The organism is Nocardiopsis sp. NPDC006938, from assembly GCF_042869555.1.
Lineage (GTDB): Bacteria > Actinomycetota > Actinomycetes > Streptosporangiales > Streptosporangiaceae > Nocardiopsis.
This window is the reverse complement of record NZ_JBIAGA010000005.1, coordinates 127553-145361: the sequence shown is the minus strand read 5'-3', so window position 1 is coordinate 145361 and position 17809 is coordinate 127553. Positions and strand designations below refer to the sequence as shown.

Sequence of the window (17809 nt, the reverse complement as noted above, 5' to 3'; positions counted from 1 at the left end):
CTCGCCCGTCCCACCCTAGGCGGGAGCGGCGGGACCGGGGGCGTGCGACGCACCCGTGTTCACGGGTGGGCGGTCAACTGCAGGTCGAGCAGGTCCAGGTCGGCGGCTCCGGGGAAGGCCGGGTCGTCCATGACCGCCCGCAGGCGGCGGCGGACCGGGCGGGCCTCGGTGCGGCGGGTGACCGGCTCGGCGACCAGGCGTCCCCGCTGCGAGACGACACCGGTCGGGGTGCGCAGGGACCAGCCCGTGCGGTCGGCGCGGAGCAGCAGCCCGACGGTGCCGTCCTCCCTCACCCGGACCCACTGCCCCACCAGGTCGGCGGGGTCGGACGGGGGCGCGGGGACGGCGTGGGCGCTCAGCATGTGGATTCCTCGGTGGATCGTCGAACTACTTTCCCTGAGGAAACGTTCCACCACCGCTCCTATGACGCGCTTTCGGAAAACTTCCGAGAAAACCCGGGGCACCCGGCCTTGTGCGCCTGACTTACTGAACGTACAGTAACTGATCAACACCACAGGTCACCGAGCGACCACCCCGGGTCGCGGCGTACGCGTCCGGACCCGCACTCCACCGCCCCTGTGGGGGCTTCCCCCCGGAGCAGCCCATGCACCGCGCCCTGTTCATGGCGGTCGTCACCGCCGCGGCCCTGATCTCCCCCGTCACCGCCTCCGCGTCCACCACCGGGACCGACACGCGTGCCGCCACCCTCGTGTGGTCGGACGAGTTCGACGGCCCCGCGGGGAGCGCTCCCAACCCCGCCCACTGGAACCACGAGACCGGCGACCACGGCTGGGGCAACAACGAGCTCCAGAACTACACCGACAGCCGGGCCAACTCCGCCCTGGACGGCAACGGCCACCTCGTCATCACCGCCCGCCAGGAGGCGCACGGCGGCTACACCTCCGCGCGCATCACCACCCAGAACAAGGTCCAACCCCAGTACGGGAGGGTCGAGGCACGCATCCAGATCCCCCGGGGCCAGGGCATCTGGCCCGCCTTCTGGATGCTGGGCGCCGACTTCCCGAACACGCCGTGGCCGCACTCGGGCGAGATCGACGTCATGGAGAACATCGGACGCGAACCCCACCTGGTCCACGGGAGCCTCCACGGCCCCGGATACTCCGGAGGCAGCCCGCTCACCGGCTCCTACATGCACCCGCAGGGGTGGTCGTTCGCCGACACCTTCCACACGTTCGCGGTGGACTGGAGGCCGGGCTCGGTCACCTGGTCGGTGAACGGCGTCGCCTACCAGACGTACACGGCGGCGGACACCCGGGGGAACCCGTGGGTGTTCGACCAGCCGTTCTTCATGATCCTCAACGTGGCCGTGGGCGGGGACTGGCCCGGGTACCCCGACGGCACGACCCAGCTCCCCCAGGAGATGCGCGTGGACTACGTCCGCGTGTACTCGCTCGACTAGGCGCGGTCGCCGACCGCGCCGCGACACGGCATGATGGTGGCCATGGACGAGAACGAGACCGACCTGGGCCCCTTCGCTCCCGGCGACGCGGAACGCTTCCGCCTCAACTCCCTCATCGCCCTGAGCGCCTTCGTCTCGGTGACGCTCCTGGCGTTCCTGACCTTCCTCCTCATGTCCTGACCGGACGACGACACGGGGCCCGGCCTTCGGCCGGGCCCCTTCGCGTGCGGGGGCCGCCGACGACCCCAATCGGGGACGCGCCGCCCCGCCCGATCTTCCGGGGATCGCGGACCGGCCGTGCGGCGGTCCGGCTCAGTCCGGGAGGTCGACCATCGTCCACGACTCCGGGACGGCGGGGGTGTCGGTGAAGGCGTAGCGCACCGTCTCCCGGTCCAGGGCCACCAACGTGACCGAACCCGTGGCCCACACCTGGCCGTCGCCCAGGTCCGCGTGGGCGATCAGCCCAGTGGGGTCCCCGCCCGGGGTGGTGCCCGCGGACCGGGGCTGGTCGTGGGCGGCCCGGGTGATGAGGGCGATCCACTCCCCCCAGATCTCCCCCGGGGTGCGCGCCTGGGCGAGGACGGGGTCGGGGCGGGTCCGCGCGAACTCCGGGGTGTGGCGGGCCGCGCGGGGGTCGGCGGGGTCGAGGCCCGTGTTGACCAGCGTGGTCACTCCCCGGGGCAGGGCCCGTGTGTCCAGGCAGCGCCCGTCCCAGCTGTGCAGGGTCGCCACGTGGGGGTCTGCGTCGAGCAGGTGGAAGGGGGCGTACCGGGTGGGGTCCTCCCCCGAGAGCGGGTCGCGGTTCTGGGAGAGCGCCCTGAGGGGGAGGTCGCCGCGGCTGGCGGGGTAGGTGCCCTCCCACGGCATCGTGCCGTCCCACGGCCAGCCGTTGAGCAGTGCCGCCATCCGCCTCTTGTGGGCGTCCACGGCCAGCCAGGTGCCGCCGGCGAGCTGGTCGCGTCCGCCGACCAGGTGGGGGCGGTCGGCCCAGTGCGGAGCCGGCCAGGCCCAGGGACGTGAACGCATCTCGTCCCTGAGCGCGGCGACGACCAGCGGAGTCCTGGCCTCCGGGTCGAAGCCGACGATCACCGTGCACATCTTGGTTCTCTCCCCTGTTCGGGTCCCTTCCCAGGACTCTACGTCGGAAGGGCTCCGCGTGCCCGCCCCCGGGAGCGGCCCGGGGGTGGGGCTGGCCCCCGGGCGAGGAGTCGTCCCCGCCCCACGGCGCGGACCGGGCGTGCTCCTCTACTCTGGGGGCTCCCTAGTCTTGTGTGCGTTGACGCCGGGGCCCGGTTGAGCGTGGGTTTCACCGCTCCGGTCCCCTTCGCCCTCCTTTTCCCTACTGGAGTCCTCCCGTGCCCGACGAAGCCGACCGGCCACCGCCCCCGAACCAGGCCGCCCCGGCCCGGACCGCCCTTGCGGGGCCGCCGCCGGAACGGGGGCTGTCGCGGGACGAGGTCGCCGAACGCGTCGCCGCGGGCCGCACCAACGACGTCCCCGTCCGGGCGAGCCGGAGCGTCGGCCAGGTCATCCGGGGCAACGTCTTCACCCGCATCAACGCGATGATCGCGGTGCTGTTCGCGATCATCGCGGTCATCGGGCCCGTACAGGACGGCCTGTTCGCCCTGGTCATCGTGATCAACACGCTGATCGGCATCGTGCAGGAGCTGCGGGCCAAACGCACCTTGGACCAGCTGGCGATCGTCAACGCCGCGCGCCCCCGGGTGGTGCGCGAGGGCGAGACGGTGCGGGTGGCCACCCAGGAGATCGTCCTCGACGAGGTGCTGGAGGTGGGGGCTGGCGACCAGGTGGTGGTGGACGGCGTCGTGACCTGGGCTGGAGGACTGGAGGTCGACGAGTCCCTCCTGACCGGCGAGGCCGACCCCGTGGTCAAGCGGACCGGTGACGCGGTGATGTCGGGCAGCTTCGTGGTGGCCGGGACCGGGCGCTTCCGTGCGACGAAGGTGGGGCGGCACGCGTACGCCGCGCGGCTGGCGGAGGAGGCCAGCCGCTTCTCGCTGGTGCGTTCGGAGCTGCGCTCGGGCATCAACACGATCCTCACCTGGATCACCTACGCCCTGTTTCCCATCGGTGCCCTGCTCGTGTACAGCCAGCTGTTCCTGAACGGGCACGTCGCGTTGGACCACCCGGTCTCCGCCGGTATCTCGGGACCGCTGGCCGACGCCCTCAGGGGCATGGTGGCGGCACTGGTGTCGATGATCCCCGAGGGGTTGATCCTGCTGACGAGCATCGCGTTCGCGGTGGGGGTGATCCGGCTGGGCCGCCACCGGTGCCTGGTCCAGGAGCTGCCCGCGATCGAGGGCCTGGCCCGCGTGGACGTGGTGTGCACGGACAAGACCGGCACGTTGACCGAGGTCGGGATGCGGCTGGCGGAGATCCGTGACCTGGGCGGCTCCGACTCGGAGTCCCCCACCCTGGTGCTGGCCGCCCTCGCGGCGAGCGACCCCGACCCGAACCCGAGCATGGCGGCGATCGCCGAGGGCTGCGCGGCCAGCGGCCAGGCGGCCCCGGACTGGACCGTGACCGCGCTGGCCCCGTTCTCCTCCGCCCGCAAGTGGAGCGGCGCGAGCCTGGTCTCCCCCGTGGGTGAACGGCACTGGGTGCTGGGCGCGGCCGACGTCCTGGCCGACCCCGGGTCGCCGGCCGCGGCCGAGGCGGCCCGGCTGGGCGCCCAGGGCCTGCGGGTGCTGCTGCTGGCGCGCGCGTCGGTGCGGATGGACGACGAGTCGGCTCCGGGAACCGTGGAGCCGGTGTCGCTGGTCGTGCTCGACCAGCGGGTGCGCGAGGACGCCGCGCCGACCCTGGACTACTTCTCCGCACAGGGCGTGGACGTCAAGATCGTCTCCGGCGACCACGCGGCCTCGGTGGGCGCGGTCGGCCGCGTGATGGGGCTGCGCGGGGCCGACCGCCCGGTGGACGCCCGGGACCTGCCCGAGGAGTTCGGGGAGATGGCGCGGGAGGTGGAGGGCCACTCGGCGTTCGGGCGGGTCACCCCCGAACGCAAACGCGACATGGTGCGCGGCCTGCGGGAACGCGGACACACGGTGGCGATGACCGGTGACGGCGTGAACGACGTGCTCGCGCTCAAGGAGGCCGACATCGGCGTGGCGATGGGTTCGGGCAGCCCGGCGTCGCGTTCGGTGGCCCAGCTGGTCCTGCTGGACAACCGCTTCGCGGTGCTGCCCCGGGTGGTGGCGGAGGGCCGCCGGGTGATCGGCAACATCGAACGGGTGGCCAGCCTCTTCCTCACGAAGACCGTGTACACGATGACGCTGGCGATCATCGTGGGGCTGCTGGCGGTGGCCTATCCGTTCTTCCCCCGGCACGCGACCCTGATCAACGCGGTGACCTTCGGCATCCCGTCGTTCTTCCTGGCCCTGGCGCCCAACACCGACATCGCCCGGCCGGGGTTCGTCCTGCGCACGCTGCGGTTGGCCGTCCCCTCGGGCCTGGTGGCCGGACTGGCGGCGGTGACCACCTACCTGCTGGTGTTGGGCGGGCGCACGGTCCCCGATCCGGCGGACCGCACGGCGGTGGTCATCACGCTGTGCGCCACCACGCTGTGGGTGCTGTTGCTGGTGGCCAAGCCGTACGTGTGGTGGAAGGTCGTGCTGGTGGGTTCCATGGTGGGGCTCCTGACGCTGGCGATGGTGACGCCGTGGGGGCGCTGGTTCTTCGACCTCGACGTGAGCGATCCGGCCAAGGTGGTGACCGGGTTGGCCGTCGCGGGGGTGGCGATCGCGGTGATCACGGTGATCCGCGTGGTGGACGACCGGATGACGGCCAGAGCCGGGGAGTAGGCGGGGTCCGGGGGCCGTGGACGCGGTTCGGGGTACCACCTGGCGCCCGGTCAGCGTGGGAACTGTTCAGCCGCGGTGCCGAGCCGAGATCCTGGGAGCGCCACGTGTCCGGATCGACAGGAGCCACATTGAGCATCCCGAACACGCACATCCGCGCCGTGCTGGACGGCTATCTTGAGCGCTTCCCCAAGGAGGCGGAGGCGGCCGGTCCCCTGGTGCGGGCCCTGGACGGCGGACACGAGCTGTCCTCGCCCAAGGAGTTCCGGGTGGGGCACGCGACCGCCGGAGCCGTGGTGCTCGACCCCTGTTGGCGGGTGCTGATGGTGCGAGGGGGAGACCGGGGCGCCTGGCTGCTGCCGGGCGGGCACCTGTCCGGAGGGGACGGCGCTCTGGACGAGGCCGCCCTGGCGCGTCTGACGGAGGCGACGGGCCTCGCACCGGAGCGGGTGGAGGCGGGGGCTCCGGGTGGGTCCGGGCGCCCGCTCCCGTTGGACCTGGACGTCCACGGTGTCCCGGAGGACCCGGACCGGGGTGAGCCCGAGCACACGCACTTCGCCTTCCTGTACCTGTACCGGGCGACGGCGGCGACGGTTCCCGCGCGGGGAGGCGACTCCGGCGCGCTGGCGTGGCGCCCCCACACGGACGTGCCCTCGGCGCGGTTGGCGGCCAAGATCTCCCAGACGCTGGCGGCCTCCAGAGCGGGCTCCACCGTCCGGGGATGAACGGGGGACCCCGTCGCGAAAAGATCGCCACGACTGACTATGGTTCGGTGTGCTGGGCCTGGCCGCGGTGGTCCTGGTGCACGAGGTGGCGGGTGGTGGTCATCGCCAACGGCCTGCGCGCGGGGCGGCGTCGAACCGCGGGCGGAGCCGGGGCAGGGGCTCCGCGTCCGTCAACCGCCCACGAGGTGGAGTCCCGCCACGCCGACGACGATCGCGGCCACGCTGACCAGGCGGCGGGGGGCCGCTGACTCGCCGAGGAAGAGCATCCCCGCCCCGGCCACGCCGACGGCCCCGACGCCCACCCACACGGCGTAGGCGCCGCCGACCGGCAGCTCGCGCAGGGCCAGGGACAGCAACCCGAGGCTGACCAGGGCCACCGCGATCCCGAACACCAGCCATCCGGGGCGTTGGAGTCCGCCCGCACGCTTGAGCGCGAGCGACCACACGGTCTCCAGCAGGCCCGCGACGAGAAGTACGAACCAGGCCACGGTCACTCCCCCCGCCCGACGGCAGCCGGGGAGCGGTCGGGGAGGTTGAGCCCGACGACCCCGGCGAGGATCAACGCGAGGAAGAGCACCCGGACCACTCCCGCGGGTTCGCCGAACCACAGGATTCCGGCCACCGTGACCCCGACCGTCCCGAGTCCGACCCACACGGCGTAGGCGCCGCCGACCGGCAGCTCGCGCAGGGCCAGGGACAGCAACCCGAGGCTGACCAGGGCCACCGCGATCCCGAAGGCCACCCACCCGGGGTGGGGACGGGCGAGGGCCAGTGCCCAGACGACCTCGAGGAAGGCGGCCGCGAGCAGGACGGCCCAGGCCGCGCCTCGGGAATTCACGCGGTGACCCCGCCGTCCACCGTGACGGACGTGCCGGTGATGTAGGCGCCCGCCGGCCCGGCGAGGTGCGCGATCGTGGCGGCGATGTCCTCGGGGGTGGCGTAGCGGCCGAGCGCGGTCAGGGCGCGTTCGGCGTCGGCCCCGGGGCCGTCGGCGGGGTTCATCTCGGTGTCGGTCGAGCCCGGGTGGACGAGGGCCGCGGTGATACCCCGGGGACCGAGGTCCCGGGCGATGCCCTTGGTGAACCCCACCAGGGCGGACTTGCTCATCGAGTACAGGCTGTTTCCGGGGTCGGGCACGCGTTCGGCGAGGCTGCTGCCGACGCTGATGATCCGCCCGCCGGGCCCCATGTGGCGCAGGGCCGCCTGGACGGCGACGAACACCGCCCTGACGTGGACCGCCATGGTGGTCTCGTACTGCTCCAGGGTGAGTTCGTCGATCTCGCCGAAGACGAACATCCCGGCGTTGTTGACCAGGACGTCCAGACCGCCGAGCTCACCCGCGGCGCGGTCGACGGCCTCGGTGACGGCCCGGGGGTCGGCGGCGTCGGCGGACAGGGCGAGGGCCCGGCCGCCCGCCTCCTGGATGCCCCGGACCACCTCGGCCGCCCGCTCGGGCGAGTCCCGGTAGGTCAACGCGACCGCCGCCCCCTCCGCCGCCAGCCGTCGCGCCGTGGCCGCGCCGATCCCCTTGCTACCCCCTGTGACCAGGGCGATCTTTCCTTCGAGCACACCCGAGGACCGTGATTCCATGACTGCCTCCCACATTATGTATCGTTCACTACATAATTGATAGCATGGCCCTCGCGGCCCGGGCAAGGGGTCGGCGATCGGAGACGGAGGACGACCGTGGCGGGACGACCGAGGAAGTTCGACCGGGGCGCGGCCCTGCGCACCGCCATGGAACTGTTCTGGGAGCACGGTTACGAGGGGACCTCGCTGACCATGCTCACCTCGGCGATGGGCATCACCCCGACCAGCCTCTACGCGGCGTTCGGGTCCAAGGACGCACTGTTCGAGGAGGCCGTGACGCTGTACAACTCCGCCGCCTCCTCACCCATGACACGTCTCGACCTCTCCCCCACCCGCGACGCGATCGAGGCGATGCTGCGTCGGAACGCGGACGCCTACGCCGACACCGGGACCCCGCTCGGGTGCATGATCGTGCTGGCAGCGACCAACCTGGGCCGGGGACACGAGCACGTCGGGCGCCTCCTCGCCGACCTGCGCGCCCAGGACCTCGCGAAGGTCACCCAACGGATCGAACGGGGGATCGCCGAGGGCGACGTCCCCGAGGGCGTCGACGCACCCGCGCTGGCCTCCTACCTCGTCACGGTGTCGCAGGGGATGGCCCTACGGGCGCGGGACGGGTGCACCGCGCGGGAGGCGCACACCGTGGTCGACGCCGCCATGACCGCCTACGACGCGATCACGGCGGGGGCCGGGCCCGCGATCTGAGACCGGGCGCGTCAGCCGGGCCGGACGCCGCGCACGGCGTCCACGGGTCCCGGGCGCGCCCCGCGATACGGTGGCGCCGAACCCGAGACGAAGGAGCCCGTCATGGTGAACGACGCCGACCTGCGCCACCTGCGGCGCGCGGTGGACCTGGCCGCCGAGGCGCTGGAGAAGGGTGACGAGCCCTTCGGATCGGTGCTGGTGGGGGCGGACGGCACGGTGCTGTTCGAGGACCACAACCACGTCGCCGGGGGCGACTCCACCCGGCACCCGGAGTTCGCGATCGCCCGCTGGGCCGCCGAGCACCTGCCCGCCTCCGAGCGCGCCACGGCGACCGTCTACACCTCCGGCGAGCACTGCCCGATGTGCTCGGCCGCCCACGCCTGGGTCGGCCTGGGGCGGATCGTGTACGCGAGTTCGTCCGAACAGCTGGGCTCCTGGAGGGCGGAGTGGGGCCTACCGGCCGGTCCGGTGCGCGCGCTGTCGGTGAACGAGGTGGCTCCCGGGATCGCGACGGCGGGACCCGTGGGGATGTTCACCGAGGAGATCCGGGCCCTGCACGCCCGCCTGCACGGCCGTGGCACCGGCGACTGAACCGGAACCGATCACGGGGCGGGGCGGGGCGCGCGTCACGGTGGTGATCGAAGATGATCGAAGCGATCGGAACCGGCGGGACGCGCCGACGGGTCGTCCGATACCGGCACCGCGCGACCCGGGCCGACCCCGGTCCCCCACCCCCGCGCCCCGTGCTCAGCCCTCCCGGATCGTCATCCGGGCGATCCGGTCGCCCACGACGGTGAAGGCGAAGGAGCTGAGCCCGTTGGCGTGCTCGGACCGCCAGTCCCCGACCACGGTGACCCCGTCCTCGGTCGGTTCGGACGAGCGCACGTCCAACACGCCCCTGGCACCGATGAACTCCACGTCGCTCCACGCCCGGATCGCTGCACGCCCCCGGAACTCGCGCCCCCAGTCGTCCACGACCCCGTCGGGGGTGAAGGCGTCCAGGAAGGCCTGCTCGTCGTGCGCGTTGACCGCGTCCACGAACGCCGCGACGGGTTCGGGAACGTTCGCGCTCATGGCGCTCCTCCGTGCTCGGGGACCCCGGTGGTCCACTCCCTTCCGGATGTTCCCAGCCCCGGGGTCTCCCGGAAGCCGACGGCGCCCCAAGGTCGGGCAAACCCCTCCCGTGCCTCACCCGGCGCCGCACACCGCCGCGTTAACCTCCCCGCGACCGGTGGCGTCGTCCGGGGCGCGGCCGGTGACGGACGGCGGAGGGCTCCCATGCTTGGTCGACCGGGGCGGTCACGCCCCCTGGTGGCGTTCCTGGCGGCCTCGGCGCTACTGCACTTCGCCTATCCGCTGACGCTGCTCGGGCCACTGTGGGAGATGCTGTACGTCCTGCTGTACCCGGCCGTGGTCGTCCTCGGCGTGCGCGTGGTCCGCCCCGGGGGTCGTCGCCTGCTTCCCTCGGTCGTGCTCTCGGTGGTGTTCCTGGCCACCGGGTTCTGGGCCGCGCTGCACCCGGAGGTCCCCGCCGCCCGGCTGGGGCTCTTCTGCGCGGTGGTCCTGTTCCAGGGCTACCTGATCTACCGGCTGCTGGAGTTCGTGTTCACGTACCGGCAGCGGCACCGCGCCTGGGGCGGGCCCGAGCTCATCATGGCGGCGATCAGTGCCTACCTGCTGGCGGGCGGGGTGTTCGCGGCGCTGTTCGGCATCGTGGAGGCGCTGTGGCCGGGTGGCTTCGTGGACTCCCTGCACCCGAACGCGCCGGTGGACTGGCAGGACCTCACCTACCTGAGCTTCGTCACCCTGGTGACGCTCGGGTACGGGGACCTGGTTCCGGTGGCCCCGTGGGCGCGGTCGCTGGCCACCGCCGAGGCGGTGGCGGGAACCCTCTTCCTGACCACGGTGATCGCCCGCATCGTGGGCGCCTACGTGTCCGCGGCCCCATCCGGCGGCCCCGCCCCGGACCCGGGTGCGGACCCCCCGCCCGGGCGCCCCTGACGGCGACGGGGGCCGTCTCGGCGGCCGTCTCAGGACCGGTCGTCGTCCTCGGGCTCGAAGTGGCCCTGGATCACGCGGCCGCGGTTGGCCGCGGGACGTTCGGTGGAGTCCCCGCTGTCGGCGGCTCCGGGGCGGGGGTCGAACGGGTTGCGGGGCGTGCCGGGACCGCCCGGGCCACCAGGCCCGAAGGGCGCCTGGTTCGGGATGGTGGCGCCGCGGGCGGCGAACTCCTCGTTGACGCGCTCCTGCATCTTCCTCATCCGGCGCGCCGCCCAGCCCGCGAACACCCACCGCAGGGCGGGCCGGGTGACCGGGGTGGCCAGCAGCAGTCCGACGGCGGCGGTGAGGAAGCCCGGGATGACCAGCAGGATGCCGCCCGCCATGAGCATCAGCGGGTCGAGCAGGCCCTTGCGGGGCTGTTCGCCGGTGCGCATGGCCTCGTCGGCCTCCTGGACGACCTCGCGGAAGGCCCGGCCGGTGTGCCGCAGCACGGCGAAGCCCAGGACCGTCAGCGAGACCAGGGCAGCCAGTGTCCACGGCACACCGATCTGCCCGCCGACCCAGATCATCAGGCCGACCTCAAGGAAGGGCAGGGCCATCAGGGCCAGCACGATCAGCAACGGCATCGTGAATCATCCTCAGTGTCGTGGGACCGGGATCGTCCCCCTCTTGCTGGAGAACGCGCCCCCGGTGTGAATGGTTCCCGCTCCGGGCGCCTCCCACGCCCGGGGAGGGCCGCGGGAGGGGTCAGGCGCGGGTCCGCGCGCGGCGGGAGGCGATCACCGAGGCGACCACCGCGCCCAGGCCGAGCGCGGCCAGCAGGGCCTCGGGGACGGCCCCAAGCCGGGTGGCGACCGTGAGTCCGTCCATCGCCGTGATGTCGGTGACGTGGAGGTCGCGTACGGCCTCGGGCGACTCGTAGACGACGCGGCCGTCCGGCTCTACGACGGCGCTGACCCCGCTGGTGGAGACCACCACTGCCGGTCGGCCGTGTTCGACCGCACGCAGCTGGGTCATCGCCAGCTGCTGGTGGGACTGGCCGGTGAAGTTGTAGTTGGCGTTGTTGGTGGGGATGACGATGATGCGCCCGCCCGCGGCCACGGAGTCGCGCACCGCCGGGTCGAAGGCCACGTCGAAGCAGATGCCCACGGCCAGGGTGGTGCCGCCGATGTCCAGGGCTCCGGGCTCGGTGCCGGGTACGGCGTCCGAGCTGACCTGGCCCAGCCGGGAGACGAACCTCGTGAAGAAGTCCCGGTAGGGGACGTACTCGCCGAAGGGGACGAGGTAGCGCTTGTCGTAGAAGTCACCGGGCCCGGTCTCGGGGTCCCACACCAGGCTCCGCACGTGGCGCGTGCCGTCGTCGTTGAACCGGCTCATCCCCCACAGCAGGGGCGCGCCCATGTCCCGGGCCGCGGACTCCATGGTCCGCTCGGCCTCGGGGTCGCGGTAGGGGTCGATGTCGCTGGCGTTCTCGGGCAGGAGCACCAGGTCGGGTTGGGGGTAGTCGCCCTGCCGCACCTGGTCGGCCATCTCGTGGACGCCGTCCGCGTGGTTCTGGAGCACCTCGGCCCGTTCGCCGAGGACGGAGACCTCGCCCACGTTGGGCACGTTGCCCTGGACCATGCCCACGGTGACGGTCTCCGCCGGGGCGGGGCGGCCGATCGCGGGGGCCGCGAGACCGCCCAGGACGATCGCCGCTCCGGCGACCAGTCCTGCGGCGGGCAGGAGTACACGGGCGCCTCCCCGGGCGGACACGGCGCGCAGGACCGTCCACACCAGCAGGGCGCCGGTGAGCGCGACCGCGAACGAGACCAGGGCCGAGGAGCCCAGGGCGGCGTACCCGACGAAGGGGGTGTCCGGCTGCGCGTAGGCGAGCTTGCCCCAGGAGAAGCCGCCGAGCGGCCACCGGGCGCGCACGGCCTCCTGGGCCACCCACACACCGGCGGTCCACAGCGGCCAGTACGGCAGGCGCGCGACCAGGGCCAGGCCCATGGCCATGGGCAGGAAGTAGGCGGTCTCCAGGGCCGCGGTGGCCAGCCACACGTCGACGCCGAAGATGCTCTGCCAGTGGACCAGCGGGACCATGAGGGTGGCGCCGGAGAGGCCGCCCAACCAGGCGGCGCGGCGCGGGCGGGCGCCGCCGACGGCGAGGAGCAGGAGCGCGGCGCTGAACGGGCCCAGCCACCAGAGGCCGTGGGGCGGCAGGGCCAGGAGCTGGGCCAGGCCCGCCCCGACCGCCGCCAGGGTTCGCCAGAGGAGGTCGAGGCGACCCCAGCGGTGCCCCGGGGCCAGGGGGGACCACGTCGTGGCCCGCGCCCTCGACTCCGGCGCCGTGGTGTTCGGCGAGGGTCTTGCGGGGTTCGGAGCGGTCTCCGACCCCCTCTGCTCGGCAACCACGTGGGGTGCTCGCTTTCCGCTGGATACTGAGGGTCTCCTGCGGTCAGCATATTGGGGGGACGCGGAAAAGGCCCGAGCCACCCTTCGGACCGGCTCCGTCCCGTCGGCGGCGAGCTCGGAAGACCGTTGTCTACTGGATGTTCGGGCCTTTTCCGGGTCCAACCCCCCGCCCGGTCGCGGTACACCGCCCCTCACCCGATCCCAGCTGCACCTGGCGCGTGATGCAGCGTCCGATCGGACGAGTGGGGGCCGCACAACCGGTCCGTCCAGTGCTGGACTGGTCGTTAGGTTACCCAGACTCCCCGACCCCTTGTCTCAATCCGGAAGCCGTGTCGTGGCCACCGGCCCAAGTGGTGGAAGGGGAGAACAGTGGTGAACCGAGCGACAGGCTAACGCACCTGAGCCGTCCACGCCAGCTGGCAGCGGGTGGTTTGCGGATGACCGCAATCGGATCGAAACCTCACTCGCCCTGGACATTTTGATCGCGATGATGTCTGATGTGATCAAGAAACACACCCGTTTCGATCAATTCCGAACATCGGGTGTCACTGGAGAGTTCCCTCAGGGGTCGCGGCCCCGCCCTCCGGCGACCACCATCGGATACGCCACACCACCGAGCCAACGCGGGAGCTGACCACCATGGCGGAGATCGTCCTCGAGGGCGTCGACAAGATCTACGGCGGCGACGTCAAGGCCGTCGACGACCTCAACCTCCGGATCAACGACGGCGAGTTCATGGTGCTCGTCGGCCCCTCCGGCTGCGGCAAGTCCACCGCCCTGCGCATGATCGCGGGCCTGGAGGAGATCTCGGCGGGCACGCTGGTCATCGGCGACGAGATCGTCAACGACCGCCCGCCCAAGGACCGCGACATCGCCATGGTCTTCCAGAACTACGCGCTCTACCCGCACATGACCGTCGAGCAGAACCTCGCCTTCGGCCTGAAGCTGCGCAAGGTCCCCAAGGCGGAGATCGCCCGCCGTGTCGGCGAGGCCGCCGACATGCTCGGCCTGGACCCCTACCTCAAGCGCAAGCCCGGCGCGCTCTCCGGCGGACAGCGCCAGCGCGTGGCCATGGGCCGCGCCATCGTCCGCGAGCCGCAGGCCTTCCTCATGGACGAGCCGCTGTCCAACCTGGACGCCAAGCTGCGCGTGCAGATGCGCGCCTCCCTGAACCAGCTCCACGAGCGTCTGGGCGTCACCACCGTCTACGTCACCCACGACCAGATCGAGGCGATGACCCTCGGCGACCGGGTCGCGGTCCTGCGGGACGGACGCCTCCAGCAGGTGGACACCCCCAAGCGCCTGTTCGACTCCCCCGTGAACCTGTTCGTGGCCGGTTTCATCGGCTCCCCGGCGATGAACTTCGTCGACGCCGAGCTCGTGCGCGACGGTGACGGCGCGATCCTGAAGTTCGCCGAGCACCAGCTGCCGGTTCCGGCCTCGGTCATCAAGGAGCGCCCGCACCTGGACGGGTACGTGGGCCGTTCGGTGATCCTGGGCATCCGCCCCTCCGACTTCAGTGACGCCGAGTTCGACGGCAACGGCGACCCGCGCATCGAGGTCACCGCCGACGTCACCGAGGAGTTGGGCACCGAGATCAACGTGATCTTCGGCATCGACGCCCCGCCGGTGCGCCACGAGGACGCCGCCGCCCTGGCCAAGGACGCCGCGGGTGACGACGAGGAGAGCGCCGAGGCCGCGCTTCCGCTGGGTGACAACCGCTCCCAGTTCACCGCGCGCGTGAGCCCGCGCAGCAGCGTGCGCCCGGGCAGCACGATCAATCTCGCGGTGGACGTCAGCCAGCTGCACTTCTTCGACCAGGAGAGCGGCCTGGCCATCGGTCACCCGGACAACGTCTGACCCAGACCCTCCCCGGTCCGGTCCGCGCCCCGCGCGGACCGGACGCACGGGCGGCGCCCCGTCCCCCCGGGGCGCCGCCCCTCATCGTCTCCCAGGGGTGTTCCGGGCACCACCGGGTACCGGCACGTCCGTCAGTTGACCGCCCAGACGGCGGCGTTGAGCGCCGCGGCGAAGGCCACCCACACCAGGTAGGGAACCAGGAGCAGGGCCGCGGTCCCGCTGTGGGGTCGGGCCAGGAGGAGCGTGCCCGCCACCGCCACGACCAGCAGCAGGATGTCCGCCAGCGCCGTCCCGTAGAGCCCGGCGCCGAAGAACAGCGGGGTCCAGGCCGCGTTGAGCAGCAGCTGTAGGACGTACACGCCCAGGAAGACCGCCGCTCCCCGGACCCCGGCCGCGCGCCACACGAGCCAGCCCGCGACCGCGACGAGCACGTACAGGACGGTCCACACCGGTCCGAACAGCCAGGAGGGCGGGGCCCACACGGGCAGTTCGAGGTTCGCGTAGACGGCCCCCGCGTCCTGGGCCGCGGTTCCTCCGACCAGCGCCGTCACCAGGACGGCCGCGGCGAAGCACAGCGCCGCTCCCAGCGAACGGCGGGGGTCACGGGTCCTGCGGGTGGTGGTTCCCACGGGTCGCTCTCCTCACGTCGGTGCCCCTACCCCACCGGCCGGGGCTCCCCCGCTTCCTACCCGTTCGCCCCGCGCGGCACCGCCGTCGAGTCGCGGCTGGCCCCGCTCCCAAACCTTCCTCCCGGGCCACACTCACGGCCGGTGGGGCCAGGTATCTCTTCCTTGACCGTCCTGTCGGCCGCTTGAACCATGTGATGGTGCGTAACCGAGCCCCCGGAACCGCCCCGGCCCCAGGCCCCGTGTCGGTGGTCGACACCCTGCACGGCCCCCCCGTCCCCGACCCCTACCGTTGGCTGGAGACCCCCGACTCCCCGGCGACCGAACGCTGGCTGGCGGACCGCGCGCGGGAGTACGAGCGCGAGGCGGCGTCCTGGCCCCTGCGCGACCACCTCGCCGGGTTGATCCGAGAGCTGGTCGCCACCGACCTGTGGTCGCCTCCGACGCACCGCGCCGACGCGGTGTTCGCCACCGTACGCCACGCCGGGAGCGAGCACCCCCGACTCGTGGTGTGGCCAGCGCGGGCGCACGACAGCCCGCCCGACAGCGGCGCGCGGGCACCTCGAACGGTCCACGACCCCTGCTCGGACGACCCCGACGGAGGGACCACCCTGGACGCCTGGGAGCCGGCTCCGGACGGCACCCTGGTCGCGGTGCAGACCTCGTCGGGAGGGGTGGAGCGCGGTGCCCTGCGCGTGCTGCGGGCCGCCGACGGGACCCAGGTCGGACCGACCGTCCACGGGGTGCGCTACTCGCACGTGGCCTGGCTCCCGGGTGTCCCCGAGGCGTTCTACTACGTGCGCCGCGACGGTGTCAGGGGGATGCGCGGCGTGTGGCTGCGCCGGGTCGCGGACGGCGCCGAGACCTTCGTCCACCCGTGTTCGGGGCCGGGCACGGTGCCGGGCGTTCGCGTCCTGGGCGACCGGTGGCTCCTGGTCAGCGAGGGGCACGGCACCGGGCACCGTACCGACCTGTGGCTGGCCGACCTGGCCGCGCGGGGGCCGGAGCGCCCGGATCTGCGGCCCCTCCAGGTGGGCCACGAGGCGGAGACGGAGGTGCGGGCGGGCCCGGACGGCCTGCTGTACCTGCGCACGTCCCTCGACGCGCCCCGCCGACGCGTGTGCGCCGTGGACCCCGCCGCGCCCCGGGGGCGGATCACCCCCGAGTACTGGCGCGAGGTCGTTTCCCAGGACCCCGGCACGACCCTGGACGCGTTCTGTCCGCACCGCGCCCCCGGTGGCACCGCGCTGCTGGTGGTCCGGACCCGGTTGGGCATCAGCGAGGCCTCCGTGCACGACGCCGTCACCGGAGCCCGTTCCCACGCCGTGCGGCTCCCGGGCCAGGGGATGGTCTCGGGTCCCGTCGCGGCGCCTGACGGCACGGTCTTCCTGGAGTACGCGGACGTGGCCGCCCAGCGGAGGGTGCTGCGCCTTCCGCCGGGCGGCACCGACCCCGAACCCTGGCCCGGCCCGGCCCGCGCCGAGGCCCCCCGGGCGCGCGCGGTCCGCTCCGGCGCGCCCGGCGGCCCGGGTTCCGCCCCCTCGGTGGTGCGCACCGTGGTGTGGTCCCGTTCCTCGGACGGCACCCGGGTACCGGTCACGGTCTTCGACGTCTCCGGGCGACCCGGTCCGGGCCCGACCCTGCTGCACGCCTACGGCGGCTTCGGGCGCCCGCGCCAGTTCGGGTTCAGTGCGACCGTGCTCGCCTGGCTGCTGTCCGGCGGCCGCTACGCCGTCGCCCATGTCAGGGGCGGGGGCGACGCCGGGCGACGCTGGCACCTGGAGGGCTCCGGCCGTCACAAGACCCGCGCGGTACGCGACCTGGTCGCCGCCGCCGACACCCTGGTCGCCACCGGGTGGTGCGCCCGGTCCGAACTCTGCCTGTCCGGGGGCTCGGCGGGCGGGCTGCTCGTGTTGGCCGCCGCCACCGCCCGCCCCGACCTGTGCGCGGCGGTGATCGCGTCGGCGCCGCTCGCGGACATGGTGCGCTTCGAGCACCTGGGGCTGGGCCGTATGTGGACCCGCGAGTTCGGTACCACCGCCGACCCCGACGACTTCGCCGCCCTGGTCTCGTACTCGCCCTACCACCGCGTCCTGGAGGCCTCCCCCCGCGCGGGCGGCACCCGGTACCCCAGCGTCCTGCTGACCGGCTTCGACGGCGACACGCGGACCGACGCCGCCCACCCGCGCAAGATGTGCGCGGCGCTGCTGGCGGCCGGGCCGGAGGACGACCTCCCCCGCGCCCTCCTGCGCTACGAGCGCGACGTCGGGCACGGCCCGCGCGCCGTGAGCAGGGCCGTGGGGCTGGCCGCGGACGCGCACGCGTTCGCGGCCCACAGAACGGGGCTCACCGGGCGCTGACGGCGTCCGGCCCGGCCCTGGCCAAGAGGATCGACGGCACACAGAAAGCGAGGTGCGGTATGGACCCCATCGAGGTTGAGGTCGAGGAGCTGGCGGAGGTGACCTCCCGCGACACCACCGCGGGCGGCGACAACGACGGCACCGACTCCAGCTCCGACTTCATCTGATCTCCGCTCGCCCGGTCCGGCCGCCACGCGCGGGCCGGGCGGGCCCGGCCGGGTACCGCCCCGGTCCCGCTCCCCTTTTTCCGTTCCCGTCCGCGCCCGCACGCACGCACCGTAACGTCCGACCCCCGGAAAGGGGACAG

At 73.2% G+C, this 17809-nt stretch carries 18 protein-coding genes; 9 read left to right on the top strand and 9 right to left on the bottom strand.

All coding sequences use genetic code 11. The features are described from left to right. Window positions 1–59: 59 nt before the first annotated feature. Complete coding sequence (locus ACFYL4_RS10090; protein WP_357763196.1) at window positions 60–362, bottom strand: hypothetical protein; 303 nt, start codon at window positions 360–362, stop codon at window positions 60–62. A gap of 242 nt (window positions 363–604) precedes the next feature. Here ACFYL4_RS10090 and ACFYL4_RS10085 point away from each other — a divergent pair, with 242 nt between their 5' ends. Both ACFYL4_RS10085 and ACFYL4_RS10080 read left to right on the top strand, forming a co-directional pair. Next, complete coding sequence (locus ACFYL4_RS10085; protein ID WP_387517983.1) at window positions 605–1420, top strand: family 16 glycosylhydrolase; 816 nt, start codon at window positions 605–607, stop codon at window positions 1418–1420. Window positions 1421–1462: 42 nt separating this feature from the next. Then, entirely contained in the window at window positions 1463–1600 is a 138-nt protein-coding gene (locus ACFYL4_RS10080) for a hypothetical protein (RefSeq protein ID WP_357763202.1), read from the top strand. 132 nt (window positions 1601–1732) lie between these two features. Here ACFYL4_RS10080 and ACFYL4_RS10075 read toward each other — a convergent pair whose 3' ends face one another. Beyond that, on the bottom strand, window positions 1733–2518 hold the full coding sequence (locus ACFYL4_RS10075; protein WP_357763205.1) for an NRDE family protein: 786 nt from the start codon (window positions 2516–2518) through the stop codon (window positions 1733–1735). A gap of 257 nt (window positions 2519–2775) precedes the next feature. Here ACFYL4_RS10075 and ACFYL4_RS10070 point away from each other — a divergent pair, with 257 nt between their 5' ends. Together ACFYL4_RS10070 and ACFYL4_RS10065 are read left to right on the top strand one after the other, a co-directional pair. Then, window positions 2776–5241, top strand: coding sequence for an HAD-IC family P-type ATPase (locus ACFYL4_RS10070; protein ID WP_387517981.1), 2466 nt, complete (start codon window positions 2776–2778; stop codon window positions 5239–5241). Window positions 5242–5369: 128 nt separating this feature from the next. Further along, window positions 5370–5963 (top strand): NUDIX domain-containing protein, encoded by a 594-nt coding sequence (locus ACFYL4_RS10065; protein WP_387517979.1) that lies wholly within the window; start codon window positions 5370–5372, stop codon window positions 5961–5963. Window positions 5964–6133: 170 nt separating this feature from the next. On the opposite strand, the gene ACFYL4_RS10060 is transcribed toward ACFYL4_RS10065, so the two are convergent. Genes ACFYL4_RS10060 through ACFYL4_RS10050 form a run of 3 tightly spaced genes read right to left on the bottom strand, consistent with a single transcriptional unit; the run spans window position 6134 to window position 7553 of the window. Further along, window positions 6134–6451: a DMT family transporter gene (locus ACFYL4_RS10060; protein WP_387517977.1), complete on the bottom strand. Its 318-nt coding sequence runs from the start codon at window positions 6449–6451 to the stop codon at window positions 6134–6136. Between the two features lie 2 nt (window positions 6452–6453). After that, window positions 6454–6801, bottom strand: coding sequence for a DMT family transporter (locus tag ACFYL4_RS10055; RefSeq protein ID WP_387517975.1), 348 nt, complete (start codon window positions 6799–6801; stop codon window positions 6454–6456). After that, window positions 6798–7553, bottom strand: coding sequence for an SDR family NAD(P)-dependent oxidoreductase (locus tag ACFYL4_RS10050; RefSeq protein WP_387517973.1), 756 nt, complete (start codon window positions 7551–7553; stop codon window positions 6798–6800). The genes ACFYL4_RS10055 and ACFYL4_RS10050 overlap by 4 nt, the downstream gene beginning before the upstream one ends. 96 nt (window positions 7554–7649) lie before the next feature. Between ACFYL4_RS10050 and ACFYL4_RS10045 the strand changes: the two genes are divergently transcribed. Both ACFYL4_RS10045 and ACFYL4_RS10040 read left to right on the top strand, forming a co-directional pair. After that, on the top strand, window positions 7650–8258 hold the full coding sequence (locus ACFYL4_RS10045; protein WP_387517971.1) for a TetR/AcrR family transcriptional regulator: 609 nt from the start codon (window positions 7650–7652) through the stop codon (window positions 8256–8258). A 102-nt stretch (window positions 8259–8360) separates the two neighbouring features. Continuing rightward, window positions 8361–8849 (top strand): nucleoside deaminase, encoded by a 489-nt coding sequence (locus ACFYL4_RS10040; protein ID WP_387517969.1) that lies wholly within the window; start codon window positions 8361–8363, stop codon window positions 8847–8849. A 156-nt stretch (window positions 8850–9005) separates the two neighbouring features. On the opposite strand, the gene ACFYL4_RS10035 is transcribed toward ACFYL4_RS10040, so the two are convergent. Beyond that, on the bottom strand, window positions 9006–9332 hold the full coding sequence (locus ACFYL4_RS10035) for a nuclear transport factor 2 family protein (RefSeq protein ID WP_387517967.1): 327 nt from the start codon (window positions 9330–9332) through the stop codon (window positions 9006–9008). A gap of 204 nt (window positions 9333–9536) precedes the next feature. Between ACFYL4_RS10035 and ACFYL4_RS10030 the strand changes: the two genes are divergently transcribed. Next, entirely contained in the window at window positions 9537–10259 is a 723-nt protein-coding gene (locus ACFYL4_RS10030) for a potassium channel family protein (protein WP_387517965.1), read from the top strand. A gap of 29 nt (window positions 10260–10288) precedes the next feature. On the opposite strand, the gene ACFYL4_RS10025 is transcribed toward ACFYL4_RS10030, so the two are convergent. After that, window positions 10289–10885 carry an FxsA family protein gene (locus ACFYL4_RS10025; protein WP_357763231.1) on the bottom strand — a complete coding sequence of 199 codons (597 nt, stop codon included), beginning with the start codon at window positions 10883–10885 and terminating at the stop codon, window positions 10289–10291. A gap of 121 nt (window positions 10886–11006) precedes the next feature. Further along, window positions 11007–12656, bottom strand: a complete 1650-nt coding sequence (gene lnt / locus ACFYL4_RS10020) for an apolipoprotein N-acyltransferase (RefSeq protein WP_357763234.1) — start codon at window positions 12654–12656, stop codon at window positions 11007–11009. Window positions 12657–13295: 639 nt separating this feature from the next. Between lnt and ACFYL4_RS10015 the strand changes: the two genes are divergently transcribed. Then, window positions 13296–14516, top strand: a complete 1221-nt coding sequence (locus tag ACFYL4_RS10015; RefSeq protein ID WP_357763237.1) for a sn-glycerol-3-phosphate ABC transporter ATP-binding protein UgpC — start codon at window positions 13296–13298, stop codon at window positions 14514–14516. A 131-nt stretch (window positions 14517–14647) separates the two neighbouring features. Here the strand turns inward: ACFYL4_RS10015 and ACFYL4_RS10010 are convergent, their stop codons facing one another. Further along, the gene (locus ACFYL4_RS10010; RefSeq protein ID WP_387517962.1) at window positions 14648–15145 is read right to left on the bottom strand and encodes a TspO/MBR family protein; all 498 of its coding nucleotides are present in this window, start codon (window positions 15143–15145) and stop codon (window positions 14648–14650) included. A 194-nt stretch (window positions 15146–15339) separates the two neighbouring features. Here ACFYL4_RS10010 and ACFYL4_RS10005 point away from each other — a divergent pair, with 194 nt between their 5' ends. Then, window positions 15340–17502 (top strand): prolyl oligopeptidase family serine peptidase, encoded by a 2163-nt coding sequence (locus ACFYL4_RS10005; protein WP_387517960.1) that lies wholly within the window; start codon window positions 15340–15342, stop codon window positions 17500–17502. Window positions 17503–17809: the final 307 nt, after the last annotated feature.

Coding starts and splice junctions, on each gene's coding strand:
- ACFYL4_RS10080 (WP_357763202.1), top strand. CDS start 1,463: ATGGACGAGAACGAGACCGACCTGGGCCCCTTCGCTCCCGGCGACGCG.
- ACFYL4_RS10030 (WP_387517965.1), top strand. CDS start 9,537: ATGCTTGGTCGACCGGGGCGGTCACGCCCCCTGGTGGCGTTCCTGGCG.
- ACFYL4_RS10035 (WP_387517967.1), bottom strand. CDS start 9,332: ATGAGCGCGAACGTTCCCGAACCCGTCGCGGCGTTCGTGGACGCGGTC.
- ACFYL4_RS10075 (WP_357763205.1), bottom strand. CDS start 2,518: ATGTGCACGGTGATCGTCGGCTTCGACCCGGAGGCCAGGACTCCGCTG.
- ACFYL4_RS10050 (WP_387517973.1), bottom strand. CDS start 7,553: ATGGAATCACGGTCCTCGGGTGTGCTCGAAGGAAAGATCGCCCTGGTC.
- ACFYL4_RS10025 (WP_357763231.1), bottom strand. CDS start 10,885: ATGCCGTTGCTGATCGTGCTGGCCCTGATGGCCCTGCCCTTCCTTGAG.
- ACFYL4_RS10015 (WP_357763237.1), top strand. CDS start 13,296: ATGGCGGAGATCGTCCTCGAGGGCGTCGACAAGATCTACGGCGGCGAC.
- ACFYL4_RS10090 (WP_357763196.1), bottom strand. CDS start 362: ATGCTGAGCGCCCACGCCGTCCCCGCGCCCCCGTCCGACCCCGCCGAC.
- ACFYL4_RS10085 (WP_387517983.1), top strand. CDS start 605: ATGCACCGCGCCCTGTTCATGGCGGTCGTCACCGCCGCGGCCCTGATC.
- ACFYL4_RS10005 (WP_387517960.1), top strand. CDS start 15,340: ATGGTGCGTAACCGAGCCCCCGGAACCGCCCCGGCCCCAGGCCCCGTG.
- ACFYL4_RS10040 (WP_387517969.1), top strand. CDS start 8,361: ATGGTGAACGACGCCGACCTGCGCCACCTGCGGCGCGCGGTGGACCTG.